Source organism: Streptomyces sp. NPDC059092, assembly GCF_042756365.1.
Taxonomy (GTDB): Bacteria; Actinomycetota; Actinomycetes; order Streptomycetales; family Streptomycetaceae; genus Streptomyces.
The window spans coordinates 1-12178 of sequence record NZ_JBHZEJ010000011.1 but is presented as its reverse complement, the minus strand read 5'-3'; the positions used below and the strand labels follow the sequence as shown (position 1 = coordinate 12178).

Genomic DNA, 12178 nt, shown 5'->3' with positions numbered 1-12178 from the left:
CCCTCCCGTCGCGCCCCGACCATCCGGCACGCCAGCCCCGGAACAGCAGAAACCCCAGGTCACGAGCTATGCGACCTGGGGTTCAACGGAGCCCCCTGTCGGATTCGAACCGACGACCTACGCATTACAAGTGCGTTGCTCTGGCCAACTGAGCTAAGGAGGCGCGTCCGAGAAGTGTAACCGGACCCGATCACCCGGCCGCCGGAATTTGCTGCGTGCAGGAGTGCTGACAGATCGCCGAACGGCGGGTAGCGTCACCTGAAGTTCACCCAGGTGGACTAGACCCATCTCCCGCCTCCTTCGGTGGGGGACCCATTCCTTTACTCGGATCGTCCGGCACGTTCCTGCCGGTGAGGGGACACATCGCCATGGCTACTGTCTCGTTCGACAAGGCAACCCGCGTCTACCCGGGCTCCACGAAGCCCGCCGTGGACCAGTTGGAGATCGAGATCGAGGATGGCGAGTTCCTCGTCCTCGTCGGTCCCTCCGGTTGCGGCAAGTCGACCTCCCTGCGCATGCTCGCGGGTCTTGAGGACGTCAACGGCGGCTCCATCCGGATCGGCGAGCGCGATGTCACGCACCTGCCGCCGAAGGACCGCGACATCGCGATGGTGTTCCAGAACTACGCGCTCTACCCGCACATGTCCGTCGCCGACAACATGGGCTTCGCGCTCAAGATCGCCGGCGTGAACAAGGCGGACATCCGCAAGAAGGTCGAAGAGGCCGCGAAGATCCTCGACCTCAGCGAGTACCTGGACCGCAAGCCGAAGGCGCTCTCCGGTGGCCAGCGGCAGCGTGTCGCGATGGGGCGGGCCATCGTGCGGGAGCCGCAGGTGTTCCTCATGGACGAGCCGCTGTCGAACCTCGACGCCAAGCTCCGTGTCTCCACCCGTACGCAGATCGCCTCGCTCCAGCGCCGCCTCGGCATCACCACGGTGTACGTGACCCACGACCAGGTCGAGGCCATGACCATGGGTGACCGGGTCGCGGTCCTCAAGGACGGGCTGCTCCAGCAGGTCGACTCGCCGCGCAACATGTACGACCGGCCCAACAACCTCTTCGTCGCCGGCTTCATCGGCTCCCCGGCCATGAACCTGGTCGAGGTGCCGATCACCGACGGCGGTGTGAAGTTCGGCAACAGCGTCGTGCCGGTCTCCCGCGAGGCGCTCTCCGTCGCGTCGGAGAAGGGCGACAAGACCGTCACGGTCGGCGTCCGCCCCGAGCACTTCGACATCGTCGAGGAGGGCGGCACCGCGGGCGCGCTCTCGAAGGACGCCCCGGCCGGTCTCGCCGTGACCGTCAACGTCGTCGAGGAACTGGGCGCCGACGGTTACGTGTACGGCACCGCCGAGGTCGGCGGCGAGTCCAAGGAGGTCGTCGTCCGCGTCAACGGCCGTGCCGTGCCCGACAAGGGCGCCACGCTGCACGTCGTGCCGCGCGCCGGCGAGACGCACGTCTTCTCGACCTCCACGGGCGAGCGCCTCACCGACTGATCCCGCGCCACAAGCACCACGAGCGACCCGGGAGGAGTTCGGCGCGCCCGCGCCGAACTCCGGCCCGAATTCGTCCGCACGGCCCCGTACTCCGGTACGGGGCCGTCGGCGTATCCTGCTTCCCCACCGCAAATACCTCTCCATACGGGCCATTTCGGATGGCGGCCGTCAACCCCCTATTCGAAAAAACCGATCGAACCGTCCCTCAACCGAGTGACTAAATGTCGCCAAATCATCACTGACCGCTACGCTCGCCTGCGTGACCCACACAGCCCGCCGTATCGGCCGAACTCTCGCATTCGTACTGCCCGTCGTCCTGGTGCTCTCCGGGACCCTCGCGGTCGCCCGTGTTCCGTGGGCGACCAGCTCCACCGAGTCGCAGGTCCTGACGGCCTCCTCGGACACCGCCTCGGTCCGGGCCAAGTCCCGTGCCCCCCAGGACGTTCTGCGCGACCAGCTCCTCATGGAGCTTCAGGAGAAGGATCCGGGGATCGCCCTGACGCACCTCCAGCGGCAGGTCGAGGAACGCCCCTCGCTCGCGCGGCACTGCGTGTCGATCGCCCGCGCCCTCGGACGCGCCGCGGTCGCCACGTACGGCCCGGCCCGCGCGCAGTCGTTCTCCCGCCCCGTGTGCGACACGTCCTTCGCGTACGGCGTCTCCGAGCAGGCCGTGGGGAGCTGATCCCGCGCACGCCGACCGCCCCGCTCCCTGGCCGCGAGCCGCCCGACCGCCCCGCCTATCGTTCACGGCATGCATACGTATCCGACACAGGCCGTGGTGCTCGCGGGCGGCCAGGGGTCGCGGCTGCGGCCGTACACCGACGACCGCCCCAAGCCGATGGTCGAGATCCCCGGAACCGGGACCCCGATCATCGGCCACCAGCTCGCCTGGCTCGCCGCCGAGGGCGTGACCGACGCCGTCGTCTCGTGCGGCCATCTCGCCGAGGTCCTCCAGGAGTGGCTGGACTCGGCCGATCTCCCCCTGCGTGTCACCACCGTGGTGGAGGAGGAACCCCTGGGGCGCGGCGGCGGCCTCAAGCACGCCGCGGCCGGGCTGCCGGACCCCGGGCAGCCCTGGTACGCCACCAACGGCGACATCTGGACGCGCTTCTCGCTGCGCGAGATGGCCGCCTTCCACTTCGAGCGCGACGCGACCGCCACCCTCGCGCTCGCCCGGCCGCGGATCCCCTGGGGGGCCGTCGAGACCGACGAGTTCGGCCATGTCCTCGACTTCATCGAGTCCCCGCCCTCGCCGTATCTGATCAACGCGGGGGTGTACGTGTTCTCCGCGGGCTTCCACGAGCTGCTGCCGGACCGCGGCGACCATGAGCGGACCACCTTCCCCCGGCTGGCCCGGGAACGCCGTCTCGCGGGCTTCCCGCTGCCTCAGGGGGCCTACTGGCGCGCCATCGACACCGCGAAGGACCTCACGGAGGCCGCGAAGGAGCTGGCCGGCGGGGCGCGCTGAGCCGTAGCCGGAAGCGAATGCCCTGACGCGACGCGAATGCCCTGGCGCGGGCGGGCGTCGGCGCGGACGCGAACGCCCTGACGCGCGGGGGCGTCGGCGCGCACGCGGAAGCTAACGCCGTGACGCGGGCGGGCGTGCCTCGGACGCTTACGTGCGTGCCTTCACGCCCCTTCACCCGGACGTGCGGGAGGGGGCGGCCGCCCGTGGTCCGGGTGGCCGCCCCCTCCTCAGATCGTCGGAGGCCGGGCGCGGTCGGTGGTGGTGGTGTCAGCCGAGGAGTCCGCCGATGGGGTTACGGTTTCCGCCGCCGCCCGAGGAGCCCCCTGAGGAGCCGGTGGCGGGCGCGCCCCCGTCGCCGCCGCCTCCGCCGCTCCCGTCGCCCGTACCGCCCGTGGAGGACGGTCCCTGGCTGCTGGAGGGCGGCGGGGCCTGCTCGGCCGTCCGGGGCGGCTGCTGGACCGTGCCCTGGGTCTGGCTGGGCTGCTGCTGTTGCTGTTGGGTCTGCCCGGTGCTCGTTCCCGTACCGGCGCCGGTGCTCGCGCCGCCGCTCTCCGGCGTCGTACCGGCGCCCGGTTCCGACTGGCGCGCCGACGGGCTGCCCGAGCGGGTCGCGGACGGCGCCGACGACGTACCGCTGGTGGCGCCCCCGCTGTCCGGCGAGCCGGACGCGCCGCCCGACGGGCCGCGCTGCCGCTGCGGCAGCGGCATGCCCGGGAGCTGGTTGACCGGGTCGACGCCCGGCCCCGGTACCCGCACCAGGTCCGAGGAGCGTACGGCCCCGCCCAGCACCGAGCCGATCAGCAGCGTCAGCCCGATGACGACGCTCGCCACGATCGTGCCCCTGCGCAGCACGCGCCGTCGCAGGTCCCAGAGTTCGGAGCGCGGTCCGAGCGTGCGCCACGCCTCGCTCGCGAGCCGCCCGTCGACGGAGTAGACGGGCGCGCCCGCGATGATCAGCGGGGACCAGGCGGCCAGGTAGATGATGTCGGGCGCGTCGTACGCCGGTACGGTCCGCCAGCTCACCGTCAGCAGCAGCGCCGCCGACAGCAGCGTCCCCACGGAGGCGGCGACCCGCTGCCAGAGGCCGAGGACGGTCAGGACGCCGACCACGATCTGGAGGAAGGCGACGCTGAGCCCCGCGCCGACCGGGTGCGAGAGCGCGAAGTCCCGCAGGGGTTCCGCCAGCGCCCATGGCTGGAGCGAGCTGAGCCACTTGACCATGGAGCCGCGCTCGCCGCCGTCGAAGTAGACGGGGTCGCAGAGCTTGCCCATGCCCGCGTAGATGGAGATGAAGCCGAGGAAGACGCGGAGCGGGAGCAGCACCACGCCGAGGTTCATGCGGCGGCCGGGGTAGTAGGCGTGCCGGACGGAGTCGTTGCCGTGCCGCTGGAGACGCGGCCGCTCGTCGGGGTCGTATCCGAGGTCGCCGTCGAGGTCGTTGTCGAGGTCGCCCCCGTCGTCCCCGTCGATGCCGTGGCCGCCGTACGCTCGACGGCCCGCGCCCGGTCCCTGCTCGGGCAGGTCGTACGCGCCGACCGCCCGGCGCATGGGCGGCAGCAGCGGCGTGGCCTCCGTGCGGGGGCCGCCGACGACGGGGTTCGGCATCGTCGTCTCGGTGTCGGAGACCGGGCCGGGCCGGGGGATGACCTGCGTCGCGCCGGCTTCGTACCGTCTTCCGGGGCCGCGGGCGCCGCCCGCCGGTACCGGGGCGGAGTTCCTTACGGCCTGGAGGAGCCCGCTCGCCCCGGGGTCGCCCGGTGCCGACTTCCCGCTCCAGACGACGGGCGCCCGCCTCCGTGGCGCCCTGCCGCCGGCGGCGACGGCCGCGCCGGTCATGGCGGGGATGCGCAGGGGGCTGGGGCGCTGAGGCGTTGCGAGCTTCACCCGGAAGCTGGCGTGGTTCACGATGACCTGCGCGGGATCGCAGTCCACCTTGAGCATGCTCAGCGGGGGCTGATCGTCGAACCCGGGCCGGGGCGTTCTGGTGTCCACACTCATCTAACCGAGTGACTTGTGTTTAGGACACTGCCTTGACGCGCCTATGTGTCCGAGACCCGTCAAGATCATCAAGCAGGGCCGTTCGGGGGACGGTACGGGCACTCCGCACCGCCCCCGTGAACCGTCTCAGGCTCGGTGGCGCGACGCCTCGTACAGCACCACGCCCGCCGCGACACCCGCGTTCAGCGACTCCGCGCCGCCCGGCATCGGGATCCGTACGCGGATGTCGCACGTCTCCCCCACCAGCCGCGACAGGCCCTTGCCCTCGCTGCCGATGACGATCACGACCGGGCCGCCGAGCGCCGCGAGGTCGCCGACCTCCGCCTCGCCGTCCGCCGCGAGACCGACGACCGTGAGACCGGCCTTCTGGTACGCCTCCAGCGTGCGGGTGAGGTTGGTGCAGCGGGCGACCGGCGTGCGCGCGGCCGTACCCGCCGAGGACTTCCAGGCACCGGCCGTCATCCCGGCGGCGCGCCGCTCCGGTACGACGACGCCGTGGCCGCCGAAGGCGGAGACGGAGCGGACGACGGCGCCCAGGTTGCGCGGGTCCGTCACCCCGTCGAGCGCGACGATCAGCGGGTCCTCACCGTCGTCGAAGGCGGCGGCGGACAGGTCGTCCGGGTGCGCGTACTCGTACGGCGGGACCTGGAGGACGAGCCCCTGGTGGTTGAGGCCGTTCGTCATGCGGTCCAGCTCGGGCTTGGGGGCCTCCATGAGGTGGATGCCGCCGCGGTCCGCCGCGAGCTGGAGCGCCTCGCGGACGCGCTCGTCGTTGTCGATGAACTGCTGTACGTAGAGCATCGAGGCGGGCACGCCGTCGCGCAGCGCCTCGAAGACCGGGTTACGGCCGACGACCATCTCGCTGGTGCCCTTGCCGCCACGCCGGACGACCTGGCGGCGGGCCGTCTGCTTGGCCTTGGCGTTGGCGACGCGGTTCTGGGCATGGCCCTTGCGCGCGGACGCGGGCGGTGTCGGGCCCTTCCCTTCCAGGCCGCGGCGTCGCTTGCCACCGCTGCCGACCTGCGCGCCCTTCTTGTTGGACGTACGGCGGTTCCTGCGCTGGCTGTTCCCGGCCATGACCTACCTGTTTCATTGCTTTCGTTACGCGGCTACGCGGCGCTTCGGTCGCGCGGCGTTCATACGTTTTATGTCAGGGTACGTAAGTGTGCCGCCCGGACCACCGGGCGGCACACTTCAGCAGGTCAGCGCGGTCCCAGAGTCCACCGCGGACCCGAAGGCCCGTCCTCGATGACCAGCCCGGTCTGCTGGAGCTGATCGCGGATCGCGTCCGCCGTGCCCCAGTCCTTGCGGCCCCGCGCGGCCTCGCGCTGCTCCAGCACGAGCCGTACGAGCGTGTCCACGACGCCGTGCAGCTCCGCGCCGCGGTCGGTCTCGCCTGCCCAGTGCGGGTCGAGCGGGTCCAGGCCGAGGACGCCGAGCATGGCCCGTACCTCCGCGAGCCGGGCGACGGCCGCTTCCTTGTCGTCGGCGGCGAGCGCGGAGTTGCCCTGGCGGACGGTGGTGTGGACGATCGCGAGGGCCTGCGGGACGCCCAGGTCGTCGTCCATGGCCTCGGCGAAGGCGGGCGGCACCTCGTCCGCGGGCTCCACCACTCCCCCGGCCTTCTCCATGACCCGCTGGACGAAGCCCTCGATCCGCGCGAACGCGGACTCGGCCTCGCGCAGGGCGTCCTCGCTGTACTCGATCATCGAGCGGTAGTGCGGGGTGCCGAGGTAGTAGCGGAGCACGATGGGGCGCCAGTGCTTGACCATCTCGGAGACCAGCACCGAGTTGCCGAGCGACTTGGACATCTTCTCGCCGCTCATGGTGACCCACGCGTTGTGCACCCAGTACTTCGCGAACTCGTCGCCGTACCCCTTGGCCTGCGCGATCTCGTTCTCGTGGTGCGGGAAGATCAGGTCGAGGCCGCCTCCGTGGATGTCGAAGGCGGAGCCCAGGTACTTGTGGGCCATCGCCGAGCACTCCAGGTGCCAGCCGGGCCGGCCGCGGCCCCAGGGCGTCTCCCAGGACGGCTCGCCGGGCTTGACGGCCTTCCACATCGCGAAGTCGCGCTGGTCGCGCTTGCCGGTCTCACCCTCGCCGGAGGGCTGGCGCAGATCGTCCAGATCCTGGTTGGACAGCTCCAGGTAGCCGGGGAAGGACCGGACGTCGAAGTAGACGTTGCCGTCGGCCTCGTACGCGTGGCCGCGCTCGATCAGACCGCGCATCATCTCGATCATCTCGGTGATGTGCCCGGTGGCGCGCGGCTCGTAGGTGGGCGGCAGGCAGCCGAGCACGTCGTAACCGGAGTTGAAGGCGCGCTCGTTCTCGTAGCCGATGGACCACCACGGACGGCCCTGGTCGGCCGACTTGGCGATGATCTTGTCGTCGATGTCCGTGACGTTGCGGATGAACGTCACGTCGTAGCCGCGGTGCTCGAACCAGCGGCGCATGATGTCGAAGTTCAGTCCCGACCGGATGTGCCCGATGTGCGGGGCGGCCTGCACGGTGGCGCCACACAGGTAGATCGAGACGCAGCCCGGCACGAGCGGGGTGAAGTCACGGATCTGCCGGGCGCCGGTGTCGTACAGCCGAATAGTCACGCGACAAGGGTAGTGCGCCCGGGGCAGTGCCCCGCGACCCTTTGGGCCACGGGGACACCGAAGCGTGACATTGACGACGCCGGACATGGGTGGCGACACGTGGCGACACTCATGTGGCGACACGTGTCACGGTCACGTGGCGCGGACGCGTCCGCCGGGGTCGAGGCGAGCACGCCCGCCGGGGCCAGGACGACGAGCACGCCCGCCGGGGTCGAGACGGCACGTCCCGCCGCGGCTCAGAGCCTGCCGACGACCTTGCGGGGCGTGATGCGGACGACGACCCGCTCGTTGTCGTCCCCGGCACTCGGGTTGAATTCCGCGTAGTGCTTGCCCGTGTACTTCACGGACAGCTCGTCGATCAGCTCCTGGCCGCCCTCGGTGGTCAGCGCCGCCGTGCCCCGGATCTCCGCGTAGGTGTACGGGGCGTCGGCGGGCTGCACGACGACGGTGACCCGGGGGTCGCGACGCAGGTTCTTCTCCTTCTGACGGTCGACCGTGGTGGAGATCAGGACGTCGTCCCCGTCGCGCTTCACCCATACAGGTGAAACCTGCGGGCTTCCATCGGGCTGGATGGTGGCGATGTTGACGAAGACGGGGGTGTCGAGGAGCTGCTTGAGGTCATCGGAGAGTGCGGCTGTCATGGCTGCCTTCCTGCTTCGTGCTGCGGCCGTACGGTGGATGAATACCGAACGATGATCGCCCAACCCGGTCGTTCGCGCCGGTATTTCGCGCCGTTCGATCCCGCGCTCCGGCCGGTACGGGGCCACGGAGCCGGATCCGTAAGAGGGTTGGGACACCTGCGGACCGACAGGTGCCCGCAGAACCACGCACCACGGGGCCGCGGCGCCCCAGGACCGCGGCACGCACCGGACCGCGGCACGCACCGGACCGCCGCACGCACCGGACCGCAACGTCCCGGGGCCTCAGCCCGTCGGGGCCGTACGCACCACCAGCGCCGTGGCGATCGCCGCCAGGCCCTCGCCGCGCCCGGTGAAGCCGAGGCCGTCGGAGGTGGCGGCGGAGACCGCGACCGGCGCGCCGACCGCCTCGGAGAGCACCCGCTGTGCCTCGTCCCGGCGCTTGCCGATCTTGGGCCGCGCCCCGACGACCTGGACGGCGACGTTGCCGATCGAGAAGCCCTCCGCGCGGACGATCCTGGCCGCCTCCTTGAGGAGGGTGACGCCCGGGGCTCCGGACCACTCGGGGCGGCCCGTGCCGAAGTGCGCGCCGAGGTCACCGAGGCCGGCGGCGGAGAAGAGCGCGTTGCAGGCCGCGTGCGCGACGACGTCCGCGTCGGAGTGGCCGGCCAGCCCGGGGCCCTCGCCCTCCCAGAGCAGGCCCGCGCACCACAGCTCACGGCCCTCCTCGAAGGCGTGGATGTCGGTGCCGATGCCCACCTGCGGCAGCGCCGGCACCAGGGTGGGAGGTGCGGGGGACACGGGAGGTGCGGGGGGCGTGGGAGGTACGGGGGGCGTGGGGCGCTCAGAAGCCATCGGTGAGCCTCCTCCGGGCGAGAACCGCCTCGGCCAGCACCAGATCCAGCGGCCTGGTCACCTTGAACGCCTCCTCGTGTCCTGGCACGACCACCACGGGCGCGCCGAGCCGCTCGACCATACCGGCGCAGTCGGTCGCGCCCTCACCCACCTGCGCCACCGTCCGGTGCGCGCGCTCCAGCGTGGCGCGGTCGAAGCCCTGCGGGGTCTGTACGGCGCGCAGCAGGGCCCGCTCGGGCGTGGCGACGACCGGTTCCGGCTCGCCCTTCGCCCGTGGCTCGACCTGCTTGACGGTGTCGGCGAGGGGCAGCGCGGGGACGACGGCGGGCGCACCGTCCCGTACGGCCTCGACGACGGCGTCCACGGTCTCGACCGGGACGAGCGGGCGGGCCGCGTCGTGGACGAGCACGCTGGTGATGGCGTCGGGCAGGGCGTCGATGCCGAGCCGTACGGACTCCTGGCGGGTCTCTCCGCCGGGCACGACGAGGTAGTCGGTGCGCTCGGGCAGGGCGTGCGCGTCGAGGAGGTTCTTCACCTCCGGTGCGCCGTCCGGCGGTGCGACCACGACGACGAGCGAGACGGCCCGCGAAGCGGCCATCGCGCGGACGGCGTGGATCAGCATCGGTGTGCCGCCCAGCGCGCGCAGCGCCTTGGGGGCGCCTGGGCCGAGCCGTACGCCCCGGCCTGCGGCGGGGATCACCGCGGCGGTGCGGTGGGGGCGGGGTTCCTCAGACATCGCTTGCACTCCGGCGGGTTTGTTCTGGCTTTGTTCCGGCAGGTTTGTTTCCGCGGCCGACATGGGTAGGGGCTCAGCGAGCCGGGCGGGACGCCTTGACCCGACCCTTCCGTGACCAGGGTCGAGACGATCGCCGCACCGGCCCCCCCCAGGGGCCTCGGCGTCGGACGTACGAACGCACGACGCGCCGCGCACGAAGCGCGACGCGACATCCATACATCCAGGGGCACGTGGGCAGAAACACGCGCGTGGGCAGAGACGCGAAGGCATGAAGCGTGCGGGCATGAAGCATGCGGACGTGGGCATGAGCATGCCGCGAGACGATACGAACATGCCGCAGTGCCCGACGACTCGGCTTTCCCCCAAAAGCCTGCCAACGGGCACCACGGCATTCGCTGCTTCACTTCACATCGCGCGGGCTGCGTGCGTCGCGTTCAGTTCAGGACGCGAGGACCTCGTCGAGCAGAGCCTCGGCCTTGTCTTCATTCGTGTTCTCCGCGAGAGCCAGCTCGCTGACAAGAATCTGCCGCGCCTTGGCGAGCATGCGCTTCTCACCTGCGGAGAGTCCGCGCTCGCGCTCCCGGCGCCACAGGTCGCGGACCACTTCGGCGACCTTGATGACGTCGCCGGAGGCGAGCTTCTCGAGATTTGCCTTGTAGCGACGGGACCAGTTTGTCGGCTCTTCCGCGTACGGCGCCCTGAGCACCTCGAAGACCCGGTCCAGCCCGTCCTGACCGACCACATCGCGCACGCCGACGAACTCCGCATTGTCCGCCGGTACACGCACCGTCAAGTCGCCCTGGGCGACCTTGAGCACCAAGTAGGTCTTGTCCACGCCTTTGATCTGGCGAGTTTCGATGGCCTCGATCAGCGCGGCCCCGTGATGGGGATAGACCACGGTGTCGCCAACCTTGAACGTCATGTGACAGGTACCCCTTCCGTGGCTATCCAGGGTAACACGAGAATGGCTTCTTCTGAATGGCGTTTTCGCAGGTCAGGGCGCATCTCGGGGCTTGACAACAGCGCCAGGAACGTGCTGCGAACGGCTTCCGGAAGGGGGTATTCGCAGGTCGGAGCCGCTGCGATGGGGCATGGAAACACCCGCGTCACGTGGAGCGCGGGCCCCTCAAGGGAGGGCTAACGTCCCGTTTTGCCGGGTTACGGCGGCGGAACTTACCGTACCGCGTTCGGATGTCGGTCACTCGTACGAACAGAAGTGTGGCGAGGGCACGACAGAAGTACGACGGAAGTGCGCGGGAATCCGAATTCGATCACGGTCGCGCGTGCCACGGTATTCGTAAGGAATGCCGGACGGCCCGGATAATTGATCACCGGATTTATGTGAACGGTGTGCGAAACAGGGTGGAGATCAGCCGTCAATCGATCATCGGCGGGGGCGACGGTGTCACCCGGGGCCGGCGCCGGCACGGACCGGTGACGCCGGGAGGCGGGTCGGGTGCGGGGCGGCGAGGACGGCTCGGTAACCTGAGGGCGCAGACGCACCTTTGGCCCCGTCTTGAGGTCATCGGCCCGCTCCTCGCACCCGTACCACCGCAAGCCTCGCACCACCGCAGCACCGCACGTCCTGTACGACCCGCACCACCCTCGTTCCCAGCCCTCCCTCCCTCCGTCCGTACGTCCTAGGAGATGCCGCCGCCGTGAGCCGCAGCCTTCGACGCGGCGCCCTCGCCGCCACTGCCCTCGTGTTCTCGCTTGCCCCGCTCACCGCGTGCGGCGCCGGCAACAACGCGCAGACACTCGGCGTCAAGCCGGACAACGCCGCCACGTCCGTCGACAAGATCAGCCTCCAGAACATCACGGTGGTCACCCAGCCCAAGGCCGACGCGGAGGGTCCCGCGGTCGTCACCGGCACCGTCTTCAACAGCGACACGAGCGCGCAGACCCTCGACTCGGTGAAGCTCCCGGGCACCAACGCCACGGTGAAGCTCGCACCCGCCAAGGGGTCGGGGCCGATCACCGTACCGGCGCTCGGCTCGGTCCAGCTCGGCGGTACGGGCAATGCCTCGGCCATGATCGAGAACGGCCGCGAGGCCGCGAAGAACGGCGACGCGCAGAAGGTCGTGTTCTCCTTCAGCAAGACCGGCGAGGTCGCGCTGCGCGCCTTCGTCTTCCCGTCGGACACCTACTTCAAGGGCGTCGGCCCCAGCTCCGCCCCCTCCGCGTCGGCCTCCGGGGGCACCCCCAGCGGCTCGTCGTCGCCCGGGGCCGGAGCCGGTGCGGCGGGCCAGGACGCGCCGGGGACCCCGTCCGGCTCCGCCTCGAACTCGGCCTCGGCCGACGCCGAGACGGACGCGGGTACGGGTACGTCCCACTGACGTACGAGCACAGCGACGATACGGCGTTGGCGTCGGCCCGGAGTTCCTGGC

At 70.9% G+C, this 12178-nt stretch carries 11 protein-coding genes and 1 tRNA gene; 4 read left to right on the top strand and 8 right to left on the bottom strand.

What is annotated here, in order from left to right:
- Positions 1-89: 89 nt before the first annotated feature.
- A tRNA-Thr gene (locus ACFXPL_RS09335) sits at positions 90-163 on the bottom strand.
- 205 nt (positions 164-368) lie between these two features.
- Here ACFXPL_RS09335 and ACFXPL_RS09330 point away from each other — a divergent pair.
- The 3 genes from ACFXPL_RS09330 (at position 369) to ACFXPL_RS09320 (ending at position 2961) form a co-directional block, all read left to right on the top strand.
- Positions 369-1493, top strand: coding sequence for an ABC transporter ATP-binding protein (locus ACFXPL_RS09330; RefSeq protein ID WP_384915060.1), 1125 nt, complete (start codon positions 369-371; stop codon positions 1491-1493).
- 259 nt (positions 1494-1752) lie between these two features.
- On the top strand, positions 1753-2175 hold the full coding sequence (locus ACFXPL_RS09325; protein WP_384915057.1) for a hypothetical protein: 423 nt from the start codon (positions 1753-1755) through the stop codon (positions 2173-2175).
- A 69-nt stretch (positions 2176-2244) separates the two neighbouring features.
- Positions 2245-2961, top strand: coding sequence for an NDP-sugar synthase (locus ACFXPL_RS09320; RefSeq protein ID WP_384915054.1), 717 nt, complete (start codon positions 2245-2247; stop codon positions 2959-2961).
- Positions 2962-3228: 267 nt separating this feature from the next.
- Here ACFXPL_RS09320 and ACFXPL_RS09315 read toward each other — a convergent pair whose 3' ends face one another.
- The 7 genes from ACFXPL_RS09315 to ACFXPL_RS09285 all read right to left on the bottom strand — a co-directional run bounded on the left by ACFXPL_RS09315 (position 3229) and on the right by ACFXPL_RS09285 (position 10713).
- Positions 3229-4959, bottom strand: coding sequence for a DoxX family protein (locus ACFXPL_RS09315; RefSeq protein ID WP_384915051.1), 1731 nt, complete (start codon positions 4957-4959; stop codon positions 3229-3231).
- A 126-nt stretch (positions 4960-5085) separates the two neighbouring features.
- Positions 5086-6036, bottom strand: a complete 951-nt coding sequence (gene rlmB, locus ACFXPL_RS09310; protein ID WP_384915048.1) for a 23S rRNA (guanosine(2251)-2'-O)-methyltransferase RlmB — start codon at positions 6034-6036, stop codon at positions 5086-5088.
- Positions 6037-6161: 125 nt separating this feature from the next.
- Positions 6162-7562 carry a cysteine--tRNA ligase gene (gene cysS / locus ACFXPL_RS09305; protein WP_384915045.1) on the bottom strand — a complete coding sequence of 467 codons (1401 nt, stop codon included), beginning with the start codon at positions 7560-7562 and terminating at the stop codon, positions 6162-6164.
- 236 nt (positions 7563-7798) lie between these two features.
- Positions 7799-8203, bottom strand: coding sequence for a PPOX class F420-dependent oxidoreductase (locus ACFXPL_RS09300; RefSeq protein ID WP_384915042.1), 405 nt, complete (start codon positions 8201-8203; stop codon positions 7799-7801).
- 282 nt (positions 8204-8485) lie between these two features.
- Positions 8486-9055, bottom strand: coding sequence for a 2-C-methyl-D-erythritol 2,4-cyclodiphosphate synthase (ispF, locus tag ACFXPL_RS09295; RefSeq protein ID WP_384915039.1), 570 nt, complete (start codon positions 9053-9055; stop codon positions 8486-8488).
- Positions 9045-9791, bottom strand: coding sequence for a 2-C-methyl-D-erythritol 4-phosphate cytidylyltransferase (gene ispD / locus ACFXPL_RS09290; protein WP_384915036.1), 747 nt, complete (start codon positions 9789-9791; stop codon positions 9045-9047). The genes ispF and ispD overlap by 11 nt, the downstream gene beginning before the upstream one ends.
- A 439-nt stretch (positions 9792-10230) precedes the next feature.
- Complete coding sequence (locus tag ACFXPL_RS09285; RefSeq protein WP_003953493.1) at positions 10231-10713, bottom strand: CarD family transcriptional regulator; 483 nt, start codon at positions 10711-10713, stop codon at positions 10231-10233.
- Between the two features lie 736 nt (positions 10714-11449).
- On the opposite strand from ACFXPL_RS09285, the gene ACFXPL_RS09280 reads away from it, so the two are divergent.
- On the top strand, positions 11450-12127 hold the full coding sequence (locus ACFXPL_RS09280; protein WP_384915033.1) for a DUF461 domain-containing protein: 678 nt from the start codon (positions 11450-11452) through the stop codon (positions 12125-12127).
- Positions 12128-12178: the final 51 nt, after the last annotated feature.

Excerpts from the sequence above, each read along its gene's own strand:
- ACFXPL_RS09330 (WP_384915060.1), top strand. The coding sequence starts at position 369 with ATGGCTACTGTCTCGTTCGACAAGGCAACCCGCGTCTACCCGGGCTCC.
- ACFXPL_RS09320 (WP_384915054.1), top strand. The coding sequence starts at position 2,245 with ATGCATACGTATCCGACACAGGCCGTGGTGCTCGCGGGCGGCCAGGGG.
- ACFXPL_RS09315 (WP_384915051.1), bottom strand. The coding sequence starts at position 4,959 with ATGAGTGTGGACACCAGAACGCCCCGGCCCGGGTTCGACGATCAGCCC.
- rlmB (WP_384915048.1), bottom strand. The coding sequence starts at position 6,036 with ATGGCCGGGAACAGCCAGCGCAGGAACCGCCGTACGTCCAACAAGAAG.
- ACFXPL_RS09300 (WP_384915042.1), bottom strand. The coding sequence starts at position 8,203 with ATGACAGCCGCACTCTCCGATGACCTCAAGCAGCTCCTCGACACCCCC.
- ispF (WP_384915039.1), bottom strand. The coding sequence starts at position 9,055 with ATGGCTTCTGAGCGCCCCACGCCCCCCGTACCTCCCACGCCCCCCGCA.
- ispD (WP_384915036.1), bottom strand. The coding sequence starts at position 9,791 with ATGTCTGAGGAACCCCGCCCCCACCGCACCGCCGCGGTGATCCCCGCC.
- ACFXPL_RS09285 (WP_003953493.1), bottom strand. The coding sequence starts at position 10,713 with ATGACGTTCAAGGTTGGCGACACCGTGGTCTATCCCCATCACGGGGCC.